The 16,961-nt window shown below is 72.2% G+C and carries 14 protein-coding genes and 1 riboswitch; of the genes, 6 read left to right on the forward strand and 8 right to left on the reverse strand.

Annotated features, from left to right (window positions below):
• Window positions 1–107 precede the first annotated feature (107 nt).
• Window positions 108–238, reverse strand: a riboswitch (FMN riboswitch).
• Between the two features lie 229 nt (window positions 239–467).
• Window positions 468–1,355 (forward strand): RNA polymerase sigma-70 factor, encoded by an 888-nt coding sequence (locus tag MKW14_RS16150; RefSeq protein WP_240863245.1) that lies wholly within the window; start codon window positions 468–470, stop codon window positions 1,353–1,355.
• Between the two features lie 90 nt (window positions 1,356–1,445).
• Complete coding sequence (locus MKW14_RS16155) at window positions 1,446–2,186, forward strand: SDR family oxidoreductase (RefSeq protein ID WP_240863246.1); 741 nt, start codon at window positions 1,446–1,448, stop codon at window positions 2,184–2,186.
• Window positions 2,187–2,706: 520 nt separating this feature from the next.
• Here MKW14_RS16155 and MKW14_RS41795 read toward each other — a convergent pair.
• On the reverse strand, window positions 2,707–4,389 hold the full coding sequence (locus tag MKW14_RS41795; protein WP_441349309.1) for an ROK family protein: 1,683 nt from the start codon (window positions 4,387–4,389) through the stop codon (window positions 2,707–2,709).
• Between the two features lie 141 nt (window positions 4,390–4,530).
• Here MKW14_RS41795 and MKW14_RS16170 point away from each other — a divergent pair, with 141 nt between their 5' ends.
• Entirely contained in the window at window positions 4,531–5,742 is a 1,212-nt protein-coding gene (locus MKW14_RS16170; RefSeq protein WP_240863247.1) for an MFS transporter, read from the forward strand.
• Here the strand turns inward: MKW14_RS16170 and MKW14_RS16175 are convergent.
• Both MKW14_RS16175 and MKW14_RS16180 read right to left on the reverse strand, forming a co-directional pair.
• Complete coding sequence (locus tag MKW14_RS16175; RefSeq protein WP_240863248.1) at window positions 5,702–6,160, reverse strand: acyl-CoA thioesterase; 459 nt, start codon at window positions 6,158–6,160, stop codon at window positions 5,702–5,704. The genes MKW14_RS16170 and MKW14_RS16175 overlap by 41 nt on opposite strands.
• Window positions 6,161–6,247: 87 nt before the next feature.
• Window positions 6,248–7,507, reverse strand: a complete 1,260-nt coding sequence (locus tag MKW14_RS16180) for an alginate lyase family protein (protein WP_240863249.1) — start codon at window positions 7,505–7,507, stop codon at window positions 6,248–6,250.
• Between the two features lie 138 nt (window positions 7,508–7,645).
• Here MKW14_RS16180 and MKW14_RS16185 point away from each other — a divergent pair, with 138 nt between their 5' ends.
• The gene (locus MKW14_RS16185; RefSeq protein WP_240863250.1) at window positions 7,646–9,025 is read left to right on the forward strand and encodes a uracil-xanthine permease family protein; all 1,380 of its coding nucleotides are present in this window, start codon (window positions 7,646–7,648) and stop codon (window positions 9,023–9,025) included.
• Here the strand turns inward: MKW14_RS16185 and MKW14_RS16190 are convergent.
• A complete protein-coding gene (locus MKW14_RS16190) occupies window positions 9,004–10,113 on the reverse strand; it encodes a glycoside hydrolase family 6 protein (RefSeq protein WP_240863411.1) in 1,110 nt (369 codons plus the stop codon). The two genes, MKW14_RS16185 and MKW14_RS16190, sit on opposite strands and share 22 nt — an antisense overlap.
• Before the next feature lie 175 nt (window positions 10,114–10,288).
• On the opposite strand from MKW14_RS16190, the gene MKW14_RS16195 reads away from it, so the two are divergent.
• The gene (locus MKW14_RS16195) at window positions 10,289–10,975 is read left to right on the forward strand and encodes a DUF5995 family protein (RefSeq protein WP_240863251.1); all 687 of its coding nucleotides are present in this window, start codon (window positions 10,289–10,291) and stop codon (window positions 10,973–10,975) included.
• Between the two features lie 34 nt (window positions 10,976–11,009).
• Window positions 11,010–11,942 carry an LLM class F420-dependent oxidoreductase gene (locus tag MKW14_RS16200; RefSeq protein ID WP_240863252.1) on the forward strand — a complete coding sequence of 311 codons (933 nt, stop codon included), beginning with the start codon at window positions 11,010–11,012 and terminating at the stop codon, window positions 11,940–11,942.
• On the opposite strand, the gene MKW14_RS16205 is transcribed toward MKW14_RS16200, so the two are convergent.
• The 4 genes from MKW14_RS16205 to MKW14_RS16220 all read right to left on the reverse strand — a co-directional run bounded on the left by MKW14_RS16205 (window position 11,939) and on the right by MKW14_RS16220 (window position 16,957).
• Complete coding sequence (locus MKW14_RS16205; RefSeq protein ID WP_240863253.1) at window positions 11,939–13,642, reverse strand: flavin monoamine oxidase family protein; 1,704 nt, start codon at window positions 13,640–13,642, stop codon at window positions 11,939–11,941. The genes MKW14_RS16200 and MKW14_RS16205 overlap by 4 nt on opposite strands.
• A 41-nt stretch (window positions 13,643–13,683) precedes the next feature.
• On the reverse strand, window positions 13,684–14,472 hold the full coding sequence (locus MKW14_RS16210; protein ID WP_240863254.1) for a carbon-nitrogen hydrolase family protein: 789 nt from the start codon (window positions 14,470–14,472) through the stop codon (window positions 13,684–13,686).
• Window positions 14,473–15,278: 806 nt separating this feature from the next.
• A complete protein-coding gene (locus tag MKW14_RS16215) occupies window positions 15,279–16,421 on the reverse strand; it encodes an MFS transporter (RefSeq protein ID WP_240863412.1) in 1,143 nt (380 codons plus the stop codon).
• An 83-nt stretch (window positions 16,422–16,504) separates the two neighbouring features.
• Window positions 16,505–16,957, reverse strand: coding sequence for an Lrp/AsnC family transcriptional regulator (locus MKW14_RS16220; RefSeq protein WP_240863255.1), 453 nt, complete (start codon window positions 16,955–16,957; stop codon window positions 16,505–16,507).
• Between the last annotated feature and the right edge of the window lie 4 nt (window positions 16,958–16,961).

Here is a 16,961-nt window from a genome sequence, read left to right on the forward strand (position 1 = left end):
CCGGGGCTGTCGAAGACGACAGAAGCGAGCGAGGACACCGGGGCGACGCCGGACAGACCCGTCCACACGGACGAGCGCATACGGCGGCGCGCACGAATGCCCGCCCGCCGCGCACTGCCTCCCATCCGGACTTTAACCGTCGGTCCAGGAATTTCACCTGATCAACCGGCCGCTGGAAGCGGGCGGGTCGCGGACTGTAACCGCCGGTTCGGAATTTCACCGACCCCGGAGTGCGCTGCTTCTGGTACAGAGCCAGTGTGCCACGCCTGATCGACGTCCATACGGGCGAACGGTGTGGGTTGGCTCACAAGGTGTGTCGCTGTACTTCTCAACTCGGCCTGTTTGTCGGACGCTTTGGTCTAGTCCTTTTGGGCTCCATGGACGGGCCCGGCGGCGGTGACGACGGCCCTTGCCCGTCGCCGGGCCTTCTCAGCCGTGGTGTCGGTGGGCTCTGGCAGGGTGGTGCCATGAGCAGCGCGACCGCCGACGACTTCGAGCCGCACCGCCCGCGGCTGTTCGGTCTTGCCTACCGCATGCTGGGCTCGGCCGAGGAGGCGGAGGACGTGGTGCAGGACGCGTATCTGCGCTTCAACGGCGCGGACCGCGCGGGCGTCGAGCATCCGGCGGCCTGGCTCGCCAAGGTCGTCACCAACCTCTGCCTCACCCGGCTGACCTCGGCGCGGGCCCGGCGCGAGCGGTACGTCGGCACCTGGCTGCCCGAACCGGTCGTCACCTCCGACGGCTCGCTCGGCCCGCTGGAGTCGGCGGAGCAGCGGGAGGCCGTGTCGCTGGCGATGCTGGTCCTGCTGGAGCGGCTCACGCCGACCGAGAGGGCGGTGTACGTGCTGCGGGAGGCGTTCGGGTACGGCCACCGGGAGATCGCCGGGCTGCTGGACCTGACCGAGGCCAACTGCCGTCAGCTGTACCGGCGGGCGGTGCGGCGGGTGGGCGAGGAAGGGTCGCGGTTCGATCCGGTGCCGGGGCGGCAGGCGGAGCTCGTCACGTCGTTCCTCGCGGCGGCCCGCGACGGTGATCTGGCCGGACTGGAGAAGGTGCTGACGGCGGACGTCACCTGGTCCAGCGACGGCGGCGGCAAGGTCAGCGCGGCCCGGCGGCCGGTCGAGGGGCGCGAGAAGGTCGCCCGGCTCGCGGTGGGCGGCGCCGAGCGGTTCGCGGCGGGCCTGGTGTTCACGCCGACCGAGATCAACGGCGAGTACGGGCTGGCCGCCTGGGCGGGCGACACACTCGCCGGCGTGGTGGCGTTCGAGGTGCGGGACGGTCTGATCGCCCATCTGCGGATCGTGCTCAATCCGGAGAAGCTGGCCTTCGTGAGGCGGCAGCTCACGCGTTTCTAGGAGGCTGTCACATTTCGCTCGGGCCGCCTCGTCTCAGCTGACAAAGGGCGCCCCACCCCGGGGCGTCCGCCGTGGGAAGGGTTGGACAGCATGACCACGATCCTGGTGACCGGTGGGACGGGCACCCTCGGCAGGCTCGTCACCGAGCGGCTGCGGGCGGACGGGCACGAGGTACGGGTGCTCAGCCGGCGCACCCCGCCCTACGCCGTCGATCTGCGCGAGGGCGGGGCCGGGCTGGACGCGGCGGTCGAGGGCGTGGACACGGTGGTGCACTGCGCGACCACGCAGACCGGCGGGGACGAGAAGGCGGCGGCCCAGTTGATCGCGGCGGCGCGGCGGGCCGGGGTGGGACACCTGGTCTACATCTCGATCGTCGGCGTCGACCGGGTGCCGTTCCCGTACTACCGGGCCAAGCTCGCCGTCGAGCGGATGATCGAGGAGTCGGGGCTGGGCTGGACGGTGCTGCGGGCGACGCAGTTCCACGACCTGCCGGTGATGATGTTCCGGGCGCTGGCGAAGCTCCCGGTGCTGCTGCTTCCGGCCGGGGTGCGGGACCAGCCGGTCGAGGTGGCCGAAGTCGCCGAGCGGCTGGCGGAGTTGGCGCAGGCGGCACCCGCTGGGCGCGTCGCGGACATGGGCGGTCCCGAGATCCGCACCTTCGATTCGCTGGCCCGCGCCTGGCTGAGGGCGACGGGACGCAGGCGTGCGGTGCTGAACGTGCCGCTCCTCGGCAGGACGTACCGGGCCTTCCGTGACGGCGGCCACCTGGCCCCGGAACACGCCGTCGGCAAGGGCACGTTCGAGGAGTACCTGGAGAAGCAACGGGGCTGAGGCGCCCCGCACAGCAGGGCTGAGGCGCCCCGCTCACCAGAGCGGAGGGGACCCGCTCACGGCGGCGGGGGCGAGGCGATCCGCTTACCGTGGCGGGGTCGAGGCGAGCCGCTTACCGTGGCGGGGTCGAACCGATCCGCTTACCGTGGCGGAGCTCAGGCGATCCGCCTAGCACGGCGCTGCTTAGCCGACACGCCGGCCGCAACGGGGCTCAGGGGACAGGCTGGTCGCAATGGGGGCGACACGCAAGTCGCAACGGGGCTCAGGGGACACGCTCATCACAGGAACGCTGAGGCGATCCGCTATCGCAGCAGGGCTTAGGCGGTACGCCCACTACGCCGGGGCGAGTCGTCCCGCTCACCGCAGCAGAGGCGAAGCAACACGCTCACCACAGCAGGAGCGAGGCGCTCCGCTCGCCACGAGAGGGGCGAAGCGCGCCGCCCACCACAGCAGGAGCGAGGCGTCCAGCTCATCGCAGCAGGGCGAGGCGACCCGCTCGCCGCCTGGGGGGCGCCGCCCGTCACCGTTCCGACGGCGCGAACAGTTCGTCCTGGGCGAGGTCCCGTGCGGTGAGCAGGGCGCCGCGCAGTACGGCGGCGCCGCCCAGGACGCTCGGCCGTACTTCAGTGGCCATCGGCGACATTGTCCGGACCCGCGCCTGCACCCGCCGGGCGAGTTCCGCGCCCCCGGCCTGCCCCACCTCACCGCCGAGCACGACGCAGCCGGGATCGAGAACCGCCACGACGGAGGCGACACCTATGGCCAGCCGGTCGGCGAGGGCGTCCAGGAAGCGGTCGGCGACGCCGGGGAGGATGACGGACGCCGCCCCGTCCGGCACCGTCGTCCCAGGGGCAGCGGCTGTCCCGTCTGGGTCAGCAGCGCCTGAGTCTCCGGCAGCGAACGACGCGGCCTCCGGCACCACCGGCCCAGTACCGGCCACAACTCCGCCCGCGTCAGCCCCGCCAGAAGCCCTGCCAGCCAACGCACCACCCTCCCCCACCGCCGCCCCAGAACCGGCCACAACTCCACCCGCGTCAGCCCCGCCAGAAGCCCCGTCAGCCAACGCACCACCCTCCCCCACCGCCGCCCCAGAACCGGCCACAACTCCACCCGCGTCAGCCCCGCCAGAAGCCCCAGCCGCCCACGACCCGGCGCTCGTCACCGCCGCCCCAGAACCGCCAACCACCCCACCCGCGTCAGCCCCGCCAGAGGCGCCGCCAGCCAACGCCCCAGCCCCCGCCGCCCCAGAACCGGCCACTGCGGCGCCCCCTTCCCGCACCGCCGCCACCGCGCCCCGGACCAGTGTCGCCGCCGTTGCCCCGTCCGGACCCTCGCCGATGGGGTCACCACCGCTGCCCGACGGAGACGGCATCCCCCACTCCCCCGCCAGCCTGCCGATCGCCGCAGCCCCCGCCAGCGAATGGAAGCCTCCCTCGCAGTCCGTGGCCGACGGCAGTCCCGGCGTTCCCGGGACCGGCAGGAAGCCGATCTCGCCCGTACCTCCGGAGGCGCCCCGGCGCAGCTTTCCGTCCAGGACCACCGCGGCGCCCGTGCCGTGGCTGAGCCACAGCAGGACGAAGGTGTCACGGTCCCGGGCGGCGCCGTCGCGCTGTTCGGCGAGGGCCGCCAGGTTGGTCTCGTTCTCGATGCTGACGCGGGCCTCGGGGAGCCGTTCCTGAAGGGCGGCGACCAGCCGGCGGTGCCACTCCGGCAGGCCCGTCGAGACACGGAGTTCCCCCGTGGCGGGGTCGATCAGACCCGGCGCGCCGATGCCGACGGTGTGCAGCCGGTCCGCCCCCGCCTCCTTGGCCACCCGTTCCACCAGCGCGACCGTCCGCTCCACCGCCGGCCCCGTCCCCGTGTCGTCCCCGATCGGCACCGACGCCTCCGCGAGCACCCGCCCCACCAGGTCGGACACGACCACGGACACGCCCTCGGTCCGCACGTCCAGCGCGGCCAGATGCGCGCGGTCGGCGACGATGCCGTACAGCTTCGCGTTCGGCCCGCGCCGCACCTCGCCCGCCTCGCCGACCACGGTGATCAGCCCGGACGCGGTGAGCCGCTCGACGAGGTCGGCGACCGTCGGCCGGGAGAGTCCGGTCAGCTGCTTCAACCGCCCGGCCGTCAGCGGGCCCTCCTGTTGGAGCAGACGCAGGGCGAGCCGGTCGTTGATGGCCCGGGCGGTGCTCGGGGACGCGGGCATGCCGGGATCCTTCCAGATCGGCGGAGGGCCAGGGACGTGGCCCGTTCCGCGCGCAGTCAATACTGGGCTAACTATCATGCAGGGTTCCTGATAGTTTATGCGTCGCGGGCGGGGACAGGCGCGGTGACGGGAGGGCCGAGAATGAGTGACGTGGTCTACGACCGGCACGAGGTGAGGCGGGCCCGGTACGCCGTGGCAGCCGTGTTCACCGTGCACGGAGCCGTCACCGGTTCGTTCGCCACCCGCGTCCCCTGGGTCCAGGAACACGCCCGCCTCAGCGCGGGCGAACTGGGCTTCGCGCTCGCCTTCACGGCGTTCGGCGCGTCCTGCGCCATGCCGCTGGCCGGCCGGATCAGCCACCGCTTCGGCAGCCGCACGGCCCTGCGCGGGCTGATCGCGATGTGGACCCTGTCCCTGGTCCTGCCGGCGCTGGCCCCGAACATGCTCACCCTGTGCCTGGCGATGTTCGTCTACGGCGCGAGCGCGGGCATGGCTGACGTCGCCATGAACGCGCTGGGCGTCGAGATCGAGCACCGTCTCGACAAGTCGATCATGTCCGGTCTGCACGGCATGTGGAGTGCGGGCGCCCTGATCGGCTCGGCGGGCGGCACGCTCGCCGCGCACCTCGGCGCGGACGCCCGCGTCCACTTCGCACTGGCCGCGGCGACCCTCACCGCCCTCGGCCTGCTGGCCTGCAGCTGGGTGCTGGACCTGCAGCCCGCCGAGGACGAGGAGCCCCCGCCGAGGTTCGCACTGCCGCCCAAGTCGGCGCTGCTCATCGGTGCCGTCGGCTTCTGCGCGGTGTTCGCGGAGGGCGCGAGCCTGGACTGGTCGGCGGTGTTCCTGCGCGACCAACTGGACACCTCGGCGGGTCTCGCGGCGGCGTGCACGACCGGTTTCATGCTCACCATGGCGGTGGCGCGGCTGGTGGGCGACGCGGTGGTCAACCGTTTCGGCGCGGTGCGCACCGTGCGGGCCGGCGGCGTCCTGGCCGTCCTCGGCGGTCTGCTCGTCGTCGTCGCGGGCGAACCGGTCGTGGCGATGGGCGGCTTCGCGCTGCTGGGGCTCGGCATCGCGGTCGTCGTACCGCTGTGCTTCGCGGCGGCCGGGCACAGCGGCCCGAACCCGAGCCAGGCGATCGCGGGCGTCGCGACCATCACCTACACCTCGGGCCTGGTCGCGCCCAGCCTGATCGGCGGGGTGGCGCAGGCGACGAGCCTGGTGGTGTCGTTCGTGCTGGTGACCGTGCTGGCCGGCGGCCTCGCGGCCTTCGCCGGAGTGCTCAGGACCCGTGAGCGCAACCGGCCGAGGGTCAGTCCGCCGAGCGCAGCAGTTCCCGACCCGCGGCCCTGAAGGCGTCGCTCCACGGCGCCGGGCGCATCGTCTCCGGGTCCAGCCGGACCAGGACCCGGGCGCCCTGTGCGTAGGTGACCGCGCCGTCCTCCGAGCAGAACCGGAAGCCGTAGGTGAGGCCGGTGGTGCCGAGCCGCTCCAGCCAGAGGTGGACGGCGTAGGTGCCGGGCCGGGTGACCGGGGCCTCGTAGGTGATGCGCAGCTCCTTGACGGCGTTGCAGGCGTCGCCGGCCGCCACCCAGTCGCCCGCGAAGTGGATGCCGTACTCCTGCCACAGCTCGGCCCAGGCGCGCTCCACCATCAGCGGGTAGCGGGCGTTGTGGAGGAGGCCGAGCGCGTCGAGGTCGTCGAAGTGGACGGTGACGGGGATCAGTCGGCCGTGGGACAGGGCGGGCGCGATCGGGGCTTCGGCGGTCACGGTGGGGCTCCTGAGCGTCAACGGTGAAGCGGTGGGGACACTCCATCCTAAGCGGACGCTCAGCAGCCCCGGTCGGGAAGGGCCTGGTCAGCCCGCTATGGAGTCCAGCTGCTCGGCCGCCGGCCGCAGCTCCCAGAGGTCGCCGCCGGGGGGCGCCTCCAGCTTCGCCACGGCCCGCTGGGCCGCCTTGTCACCCGCGTCCGCCGCCGCGTGCACGACGTCGCTCGCCGCGTAGCGGTGGAACTCCAGCTCCGGGTACGGCCAGGCGGCGGCCCCGGTCGCGGTGGGCAGCAGGAAGTCCACGGCTTTCTGCACTCCCTGACCGTCCGGCCCGTGATACGCCCACAGGTTCACGCCGACGTGCCGGCCGATCGCCGCCAGCCGGGTGTACGCGACCAGGTCGAAGGTCGAGTAGTGCCAGCTGCGGGTACGGGTCAGCTCCTGCGGCTGGCTGCCGTCGGCGGCGATCTGCGCATCGATGCGTCTGGCGCGCGCGTCGAGGACGGTGCTGCGGGCCAGCGCCCGGTCGCCGGTGGCGTACGCGAGGGCGGCGAGCTGCATGTCGTAGAAGGTGCCGTGGTTGTTGGCGGCGGCGCCCTCCTCCTTGCCGAACGCGCTGTTCTTCAGCCAGCCCAGGAAGTCGGCGTTCCACTTGCCCATCGCGGCGCGGTCCTTGGCGCTCCAGCCCGGGGCCCCGGTGGCGAGGAGGGCCTGGGCGTCGAGGACGCTGGTGTACGACTGGGAGAAGTCGATGATGCCGATGGAGCGGCCGTCGTACTTGCACGGGATGAACTGGGCGTGGTTCAGGTTCGGGTTCATCCGGGTGGCCGGGTCCAGGAACCAGGTGCGCAGCACCTGCGCGGCCTTCTCGGCGTACACCCGCCTGCCGGTGTAGTACCAGGCGAGCGAGAGGTCGTACGTCGAGTCGAAGACCTTCTCGACGTCCTGGCGGTCGGTGCCGCTGTCGACCTCGGGGTTGCGCTGTCCGTCCCGCTGAACGTACGGGCAGCCCCAGGGGTTGTCGGCGGTCGGGGTCGTGGTGGGCCACCAGTAGGGGGCCTGGCTGAGGTAGTCGTGGACGTCGCCGCCGGGGGCGGGCTTGGGTTTGTCGACGACCGTCCAGGGACCCTGGTTCAGCCAGGTGTCGGCGCGGGCCGTCAAGGTCCGCAGCTCCCGGCGCAGTTGGGGATCACCGCGGTCGAGGCGGGCTTTCGTCCGCACCAGTCGGCCGCCGTCGAGGACGGCGGTGTCGGGGGTCTTGGGGCTCGCTTGTGCGGAGGGGACGAGGGCGGCTCCGATGGTCACCACGGCGGCGAGCAGCACGGCCGCGCGGGATCTTCCACTCATCTGGCACTCCGATCCATCGAACGGACGGTCAGGAATGTGAACGTGGTTCATGAGTAGGACCGTGCGAGCGTAGAACCCCGAGGTAGCCGTGACAATGGTCCGGACAGGACTTCATGTACAGAGAAAGCGAATCCCTCGATGGACCTCGGCCTGCGCTGGAAACTGCACGGAGACGGGCGGACGCCCGCGCCCGGAGCGGTGGTACGGCCCGACGAACGGCTCTCCTGGCCGCGCACCGCCGGGCTCGGCGCCCAGCACGTGGTCGCGATGTTCGGCGCGTCCTTCGTGGCGCCGGTGCTGATGGGCCTGGACCCCAACCTCGCGATCATGATGTCGGGCGTCGCTACCGTGATCTTCCTGCTGGCGACGCGGGGCCGGGTGCCGAGCTATCTGGGCTGCTCGCTGTCGTTCGTGGGCGTGGCGGCCGTGATCCGCGCGCAGGGCGGCACGAGCGCCACCGTCACCGGGGCGGTCCTCGTCGTCGGCTTCGCGCTGTTCCTGGTGGGGCTCGCCGTGCAGCGCTTCGGCGCGCGGATCATCCATGCCGCGATGCCGCCGATCGTGACGGGCGCGGTGGTGATGCTGATCGGCTTCAACCTGGCGCCGGTGACCGCCTCCACCTACTGGCCCCAGGACCAGTGGACCGCCCTGCTGGTCATGCTGTTCACCGGTCTGGCGGTGGTCTGTCTGCGCGGCTTCTTCTCACGGATCGCGATCTTCCTCGGGCTGGTCTTCGGGTACGCCATCTCCTGGGCCTTCGACCGGATCTTCGGGAGGATCCACTCGGTCGACGCGAGCGGCAAACTCACCGACCACTGGCGGCTGGACCTCTCCGGCGTCGCCAAGGCGGACTGGATCGGCCTGCCCACCTTCCACGGGCCCACCTTCCAGTGGTCGGCGATCCTCGTCGCGCTCCCGGTCGTGATCGCCCTGGTCGCCGAGAACGCCGGGCACGTCAAGGCGGTCGGTGAGATGACCGGCGACCCGCTCGACGACCGGCTCGGCACGGCGATCTCCGCCGACGGCGTCGGGTCCATGCTGTCCACCGCGGTGGGCGGCCCGCCCAACACCACCTACTCCGAGAACATCGGCGTCATGGCCGCGACCCGGGTCTACTCCACCGCCGCCTACTGGGCCGCGGCCGGCTTCGCCCTCCTGTTCGGCCTCTGCCCCAAGTTCGGCGCGGTCGTCGCCGCGATCCCGGGCGGCGTCCTCGGCGGCATCACCGTCATCCTGTACGGCATGATCGGCCTGCTCGGCGCGCAGATCTGGACCAACGCCCGGGTGGACCTGCGCAATCCGCTCAACCTGGTCCCGGCCGCGGCGGGCATCATCATCGGCGTCGGCAACGTGTCGATGAAGTTCACCGACACCTTCTCGCTCAGCGGCATCGCCCTCGGCACCGTCGTGGTCATCACCGGCTACCACGCGCTGCGCGCCTTCGCCCCGGCCCACCTCAAGACCCAGGAGCCGCTGCTGGACGAGGGCACGTCCGCCTACGACGAGGCCAAGTCGTAGGCGTACGACGGACTGAACGTCCCCGGCGCCCCCTTGCACCCGTCCGACTCCCCCGGCAGCTTCACCCACAGATAGGCGTCGATGCGTGCCTCACCGGTGCTGAGCGTCGGCGCCCGCCCGATCCCACGGCCCGCCGGGTCGCACCACTGTCCGTCGGGCGGGGCGCCGTTGCCGTTGCGGCTGGTGTCGATGACGGCACCGAGGCTCGCGGGGCCGCCCAGGTCGGCGAGGACCGTACGGTCGTAGGCGATCTCGTCTGCCGTGGAGCGGAAGTTGGAGACGTTGCTGAAGATCCCGTCGGAGGAGTCGGCCGAGGCGGCGCCCGCCTGTCTCAGCAGGTCGGCCTGCTTGCCGGGCGGGTTCCAGCCGGAGTGCCCGGCGTCGTAGTACACGCGGGCCTTCGGGTCGGCGTGCTTCAGGACACGGCCGGCGCGGGCCAACGAGGCGAAGCGGGCGGCGCGTTCGCTTCCGGAGAGGCAGTCGGACTGGGCGATCGAGTCGGGCTCCAGGACGACGACGACCTCGCCCCGGCCCAGACCGGTCGCGAAGGAGTCGATCCACGCGTCGTACGCGGCGAGGTCCGGCGCCCCGCCCTGGGAGGCGCCCCCGCAGTCGCGGCCGGGTATCGCGTACGCCACGAGGACCGGCACCCGGCCCTGCGCGGCGGCCCCCGAGGTGACCGCGCGGACGCGGGAGGCGATGGTCGCGGGTGCGGGGTCGGCGAACCACACGGCCGCCGGTTCGTCGGCGATCCGTGACTCGATGAGCGGGGTGCGCGGGTCGCCGGGGTGGGCGCGGACCCAGTCGAGGACCTGGGAGTCGGGGTGCCGGTAGAGCGGGGCGGACACGGCGGGGGGCTGTGACTTCGTCTTCGTCGTGTCGGGTGCCGGCCTGCTGGTCCTCGGTGAACTCCGTACGGGAGGCGGGGACTTGGTGACAGTCGGTGTCGCGGACACCTGGTCCGGCGTCGGCGAGCCGGTCACGTCCGGCTTCGCGGCCCCGGTGCCCGCGCTCCGCCCGTCGTCGAGGGCGGACACCATGCCGGTCACGGTGCCGGCGGCGACCACGACGGAGGCGAGGGCGACCATGGCACCCCGCCGGGCGGCACGCCGGCGCTCGGCCCTGCGGGCCGCCAGACGCCGGGCACGTAAGCCTGACACGGCGTCGCTCCCCCCTCCCCCCGCCGCGAGCGCGTTCCCCCGTTCCGGGGAAGCACCGGGCCCGGCGGCGCTCCCGTCAGCCTAGGACTGGGACCCTTCCCCCATGGTGCAATTGGAACACTTCACCACATCCGTAGACACGGTCGTCTCCCGTATGCGCGCCCTGGACGCGAGGCTGCCCGAGCGGGACGGCCTCGCCGTCTTCAACCGCGTCTACCTCGCCGTCACGGAGTCCGTCGACCGGCACATCGACCAGGGCCTCTTCACCGACGCGCGGGCGGCGACCACGCTGGACGTGCGGTTCGCGGAGCGCTACCTCGCGGCCGTGGAAGCCGTGGCCGACGACCGCCGCCCGCCCGCCTGCTGGCGCCCCCTGTTCCAGTTCCGCCGCCATCCCGGCGTACGTCCCCTGCAGTTCGCGCTGGCGGGCATCAACGCGCACATCGGCCACGACCTGGCGCTCGCCGTGGTGGACAGCTGTCGTACGTTGAAGTGCGAACCGGCCGATCTGGAGGACGAGTTCGACCGCGTGGGCGACCTCCTCGTCTCGCTGGAGGAGCGCATCCGCGAGGATCTGATGCCGGGCCCCGACCTGCTCCAGATCGCCGACCCGCTGACCCATCTGCTCGGTTCCTGGAGCCTGGAGCGCGCCCGGGACGCCACCTGGACGGCCGCGCGGGCCCTGTGGGCGCTGCGCCGACTCCCGGACGTGGCCGAGGAGTTCACCGAACGGCTGGATACGGCCGTCGGATTCGCGAGCCGCATGCTGCTGACCCCACTGCCGGATTAGGTTGACTGTTGAACCGACGCGAAGGAGCGCACGCATGGCCATCCGGCTGGGAATGAGCCTTCCGCAAGCACGGCAGTACGACATCGGACGCGACGTGCCCGACGTGGCCCGCACCGCCGAGCGGATCGGCTACGAGAGCCTGTGGGTCTACGAGCGGGCCCTGTTCCCCGAACCCGCGACCCAGGGCCTCTACGGCATCGAAGGGCTGGCCTGGCCCGACCTGTACCGCGGGGTCCCGGACCCGCTGGTGACGCTGACCCTGGCCGCCGCGGCGACCGAGCGGGCCGGACTGGGCACCAGCATCCTGGTCGCCCCGCTGCACAACCCCTTCCAGCTGGCCAAGTCCCTCGCCACCCTGGACGCGGCGAGCGGCGGGAGGGTGCTGGCGGGCCTCGGCACGGGCTGGTCGCTCGACGAGTACGCGGCCGCCGGTGTGGCTCCGTTCGAGGAGCGGGGCCGGGTCCTGGACGAGATCATCGACGTGTGCCGGGCCGTGTGGGGTCCCGACCCGGTGACGTACGAGGGCCGGATCACCCGGATCGCCTCGGCGGTGGTCGGCCCCAAGCCCGCCCGTCCGATCCCGGTCCTGCTGCCCACCAACAGCCGGAAGGCGATGACCCGGCTCGTCGACCGCGCCGACGGCTGGATGCCCATCGCCATGGGCGCGGACCAACTGACCGCGCAGTGGCGGCAGTTGCAGGACCTGGCGGCCGAGCGCGGCCGCAGCGCACCGATCGAGACATGGGTGCGGATCAACGCCTCGCACGACCCCAAGGGCTACGACGGCGCCGACCGCTCCCCGTTCCAGGGCAGCACCGCGCAGATCGTCGACGACCTCGCGGCGCACGCCGAGAGCAGCGGCCTGGACGCGTTCTTCTTCGAGTTCCAGGGCGCCGCCCGGGACGCCGAGGAGCTCAAGGACCTCGCCGCCGAGATCCACGAGGCGGTCCGCGCCGCCGGTATCTAGTCCTCCGGCAGTTCGACCGGCGCGATCTCGTCGTAGACGTCGCCCGGCCCCGGGTTGGCCGCGTCGGTCTCGCCGCCCAGGTGGTGCATGACGCCCCAGACCGCGTTCAGCGCGGTCTGGATGGCGCCCTCCGCCCAGCCCGCCGTCCACGAGATGTCGTCGCCGGCGAGGAAGATGCCGCGCTTGTCCTCGGGCAGCCGGTCCTGCATGAAGTGCGTGAACAGCCGCCGCTGGTAGCGGTAGTGGCCGGGCAGGTTGGCCTTGAACGCGCCCATGAAATAGGGCTCGTTCTCCCAGGAGACGGTCACCGGGTTGCCGATGACGTGCTTACGGATGTCGACCTTCGGATAGATCTCGCCCAGCGACTTCAGCATGACCTCCATCCGCTCGTTCGGGGACAGCGGCAGCCACTTCAGGCTGTCGTCGCACCAGGTGTACGACAGGCAGATGACCGCCGGCTTGTCCGGACCGTCGTCCAGGAGGTAGGTCCCGCGCGTCATACGGTCGGTGAGGGTCATCGACATGACGTCCCGGCCGGTCTCCTCGTCCTTGTCCAGCCAGAAGGGCCGGTCCACGGGCACGAAGAGTTTGCTGGACTCCATGTAGTGGGTGCGCTCGATGGCGGTCCAGTGGTCGATCGGGAAGAGCGAGTCGTCGCAGGCGATCTTGGAGAGCAGCATCCAGGACTGGGCGGTGAAGATCGCCGCCCTGTAGGTGCGGATGTCGCCGTCCGCGTCCGTGACGGTGATCCGGTTGTTCGCCGTGCGGTGCAGCCGGGTCACGGCGGGACGGGGCTCGCCGTTCACGTGCAGCGACTTCAGCGAGGTGCCGTAGGGCCAGTGGACGATCTTCTCCGGCTCCCGCTCCCACAGGCGCAGCGGCAGCTGCTGGGAGCCGCCGACGATGCCGCGGTGGTGGTCGTCGGCCTCGGTGTAGACGACGCGCAGGATCTCCAGGATGGAGTTCGGGAAGTCGGTGTCCCAGCCGCCGGTGCCGAAGCCGACCTGGCCGAAGATCTCGCGGTGGCGGAAGGACTTGAAGGCCTCGGAGTCGCAGAGGAAGCCGTAGAAGGTCTGGTTGTCGAGCTTCTCGACGAGCCGCGACCAGATCTCACGGATGCGCGGCACGTCCCGCTCGCGCAGGGCGCGGTTCATGTCGGAGAAGTCGGCGCCCTCTTCGAGGCACCTGTTCCAGGCGTCGGCGACGTCGCGGTAGACCTGCGGCAGGTCGTCGATGGTCTCGGCGTAGTGCGACTCGCCCTTGAGGTCGACGACGGTCGAAGGGGTCGCCTCGGCAAGGGGGTTGGGGAAGGGCCGGGTCTCCAGGCCCACCAGGTCGATGTAGTGCTGGAGGGCGGTGGAGGAGGGCGGGAAGCGCATCGCGCCCATCTCGGCGGTCAGGCCCTCGGTGCCCTGGCCGTCGAAGCCGACGGTCCGCAGCCGTCCGCCGATCCGGTCGGCCTCGTACACGACCGGCCTCAGGCCCATCTTCATCAGCTCGTACGCGGCCACGATGCCCGACAGTCCGCCGCCGATGACCGCGACCTCCGTGCCGTGCCCGGTGGCCGGTATCTGGCCGAGGCCCGCCGGGTGAGCGAGGAAGTCGTCGTAGGCGTACGGGAAGTCCGGGCCGAACATGGTGATCGGCGGCAGCTGCTGCTCGTCCGCATGCTCGACGGCGTTGGGCACGGTGGACGTCATGGGGTACGGACTCCTTGCACAGACAGGGCGTTGGGGGTGTTTCAGACCAGGGACCCGTACAGACCGGGGCGGCGGTCCTTCAGGTACGGGTTGGCCTCGCGGGAGGCGGCGAGGAAGGCGGGGTCGACGTCGGCGACGACCAGTTCCTCGCCGCGGCCGGCGCGGGTGCGGGCGATGCCGTCGGGGCCGGCGAGGGCGGACAGGCCGAAGAACTCGAACTCGCCCTCCGGGCCGACCCGGTTGACGTAGGCGACGTACATCTGGTTCTCCCAGGCACGCACCGGGACCATGGCCTCGGCGACGAACTGGAAGGGGTGCATGTTCGCCGTCGGCACGACGAGCAGGTCGGTCCCGGCCAGGGCGTGGGCGCGGGCGTTCTCCGGGAACTCCACGTCGTAGCAGATCATCAGGCCCACGGTGAGTCCGCCGAGCCGGGCCTGGACGAGGGACTGCTCGCCCGGGGTGAAGTGCTCGCGCTCGGCGGGGCCGAAGAGGTGGGTCTTGCGGTAGTTCGCGAGCCGGGTGCCGTCGGCGGAGATCAGCTGCGCCGAGTTGTGGACGGTCTCGCCGTCCCGCTCCGGGTAGCCGTAGACGAGCGCGATGCCGTGCCGGGCGGCCGTCTCGGCGACCGCGTCGGCGGACTCGCCGTCGGCCGGCTCGGCGAGGCGCGCGATGTCGTCGCCGATCGCGTAGCCGGTCAGGAACATCTCCGGCGCGGCCAGCAGCCCGGCCCCCGCGGCGGCGGCACGGCCCGCGGCCGCGTCGAGGACCTTGAGGTTCTCGGCGACGGATCCGGGCCGGCCGGAGCTCTGGAGCAGGGCGGTGCGCATGCGGGTTCCTCACCGGTGCGGATGCTTTTGGGGGTCACCTAGAAGGTACGTTCGCGCCGCCACGACCAGCAAGAAGAACCCGTTGCGCGCCGGTGAGCGCTTCATTGCGTACGACACCGGCCCGACGGCGATTCGTTGCGCGCCCACCGCCCAGGGCCTGTTGCGAACCGCCGTCGCCGCCCGAAGCACGGCCGCGCGGTGTTGTCGGTGTCCCCCATGCGGTCTGCGTGCCCTCGGCACAGCGCGCGGAAGCCCCAGCCACGCTCGGGCTTTCGCCCAGTCCGGCGGCGATTGTTCCGCACCCGCCGCCAAAGGCTGTCGCAAGATCGGCGTCGTCACCCGAAGCACGGCCAAACGGCGTCATGGGGCCCCACCCGGGGTTGTTCGAGCGTGGGGGCGCATGCACTCGGCAGACCGCGCCGAAGCCCCGGCACTGGGCACGCTCGGGCTTTCGCGCAGTCCGGCGGCGATTGTTGCGCACCCGCCGCCAAGGCCTCCTGCCGCGAAAGCGGCATCGTCACCCGAAGCACGGCCAAACGGCGTCATGGGGCCCCACCCGGGGTTGTTCGAGCGTGGGGGCGCATGCACTCGGCAGACCGCGCCGAAGCCCCGGCACTGGGCACGCTCGGGCTTTCGCGCAGTCCGGCGGTGATTGTTGCGCACCCGCCGTCAAGGGCTGTCGCGAGAGCGGCGTCGTCACCCGAAGGACGGCCGCGCGGCGTCATGGGGGTCCCCACGCGCGTGGAGTCCCCGCCCAGGAAAGGGTTCCTGGCGATGCGCCGTAGGCGTCACTTGTGCGACAGGCCCTACCGCTCGCGGGTGCGGCTCGCCAGGAGGAGGGCCGTCAGCAGGTACGGCAGGGCGAACAGGGTGAAGGCGGTGGCGTGGTCGGTTCGGGTGGCGATCGCCGCGTAGCCGGCGTAGACGGCGACGGTGAGCAACTCCGTGCCGAGGCCGGCGACCGAGGTGAGTGTGGCCCGGCCGGTGTCGTCGATGCGCTGCTGGAGGCGGACGTCGGCGAGGACGGTGGCCAGCTGGAAGCCGCCGAAGGCCAGGGCCACCAAACCGAGGGCTACCGGCGTCCCGGCCGCGGCGCCCGCCGCGAGGGTGACGGCCGCTCCCCCGAGCAGCACGGCGAGGCCCTTCCGCCCCAGCCGTTCGCAGCGCCCCGCGAGCAGGCTGCCGGCCGTGGCGCCCGCCCAGACCAGCAGGAGCAGATAAGGCACGCGTGCCTCGGAGACACCGGTCTCGCGCACCAGCAGGGGCGTGTACTCGTCCAGCGCTCCCCATACGGCGGTCACGACCGGGACGAGCAGGATGGCCCCGCGCAACGAGCGCTCGCTGCGGACCGCCGCGAAGCCCTCCCCGAGGGTCGCGACCCAGCTCTCGGCCTCGCCCTCCGGGGCCGCCCGGTGTTCCGGAAACCGGCTTCCCACGACGGCGCTCGCCAGGCACGCCAGCACGCTCGCCGCGCCCACGGCCGCGAAGCCGCCCCGGGCGAGGACGGGTCCGGCGAGTCCCATCGCCGCCATCACCGCGATCAACCCCGCCGCGCGGGACCGGCCCATCACGCGCGCGTACCGCTCGCTCTCGCCGACCCGCTCCAGCTCCTCGTAGACGAGCGCCTCCAGCGCGCCGGAGACCAGGGCTCCCCGGGCGCCCCACAGCACGAAGCCGACGGCGAACGCCCAGTAGGAGGGCACGAGCACCCACAGGGCGAAGCCGACGGCGGTGAGCAGCGGGCCGAGGACGAGCAGCAGGCGGCGGGAGACCGCGTCGGCCCAGGCGCCGGAGGGCACCTCCAGGACGACTCCGGTCACCGACCAGATGACGAAGAGCGAGGAGATCTGCCAGACGGACAGGCCGGTGTCGCTGAACAGCAGCGCGTACACCGGGTAGAGCAGGACGAAGTCGTCCAGGAACGCGTAGCCGTACAGCGTGGTCGTGATCCGGCGGGCGCCGGCCGTGGAGGATCAATGTCGCCAGGTCATGTCACCGATGGTAGGCGGACCGGGCGGGTCCGTCCCCCGGATTACGTCGGTGAGCCCGACGAGAAGCGGCGCAACAGCGGCGACAGCACCAGGACGGACTTGGTGCGCTCCACGAACGGCTCCCCGGCGATCCGCTCCAGCACGCGCTCGAAGTGCCGCATGTCGGAGGCGAAGACCTGCACGATGGCGTCCGCGTCGCCGGTGACGGTGGAGGCGGCGACGACCTCCTGGTAGCGCTCCAGACCTCGCCGGATGGTCTCCGGCGAGGTGTTGTGCCGGCAGTAGATCTCGACGAAGCCCTCGGTCTCCCAGCCCAGGGCCGAGGGGTCCACCCGGACGGTGAACCCGGTGATGGCGCCGGTGGCCCGCAGCCGGTCCACGCGCCGCTTCACGGCGGGCGCGGACAGGCCGACCAAGTGCCCGATGTCCGCGTAGGAGCGGCGGGCGTCCTCGGCGAGGGCGTGCACGATGCGTTCGTCGAGATCGTTCAGCACGGTG

Source organism: Streptomyces gilvus (genome assembly GCF_022513565.1).
Lineage (GTDB): Bacteria > Actinomycetota > Actinomycetes > Streptomycetales > Streptomycetaceae > Streptomyces > Streptomyces gilvus.

Coding starts and splice junctions, on each gene's coding strand:
- MKW14_RS16150 (WP_240863245.1), top strand. CDS start 468: ATGAGCAGCGCGACCGCCGACGACTTCGAGCCGCACCGCCCGCGGCTG.
- MKW14_RS16155 (WP_240863246.1), top strand. CDS start 1,446: ATGACCACGATCCTGGTGACCGGTGGGACGGGCACCCTCGGCAGGCTC.
- MKW14_RS41795 (WP_441349309.1), bottom strand. CDS start 4,389: ATGCCCGCGTCCCCGAGCACCGCCCGGGCCATCAACGACCGGCTCGCC.
- MKW14_RS16170 (WP_240863247.1), top strand. CDS start 4,531: ATGAGTGACGTGGTCTACGACCGGCACGAGGTGAGGCGGGCCCGGTAC.
- MKW14_RS16180 (WP_240863249.1), bottom strand. CDS start 7,507: ATGAGTGGAAGATCCCGCGCGGCCGTGCTGCTCGCCGCCGTGGTGACC.
- MKW14_RS16185 (WP_240863250.1), top strand. CDS start 7,646: ATGGACCTCGGCCTGCGCTGGAAACTGCACGGAGACGGGCGGACGCCC.
- MKW14_RS16190 (WP_240863411.1), bottom strand. CDS start 10,113: ATGGTCGCCCTCGCCTCCGTCGTGGTCGCCGCCGGCACCGTGACCGGC.
- MKW14_RS16195 (WP_240863251.1), top strand. CDS start 10,289: ATGGTGCAATTGGAACACTTCACCACATCCGTAGACACGGTCGTCTCC.
- MKW14_RS16200 (WP_240863252.1), top strand. CDS start 11,010: ATGGCCATCCGGCTGGGAATGAGCCTTCCGCAAGCACGGCAGTACGAC.
- MKW14_RS16205 (WP_240863253.1), bottom strand. CDS start 13,642: ATGACGTCCACCGTGCCCAACGCCGTCGAGCATGCGGACGAGCAGCAG.
- MKW14_RS16210 (WP_240863254.1), bottom strand. CDS start 14,472: ATGCGCACCGCCCTGCTCCAGAGCTCCGGCCGGCCCGGATCCGTCGCC.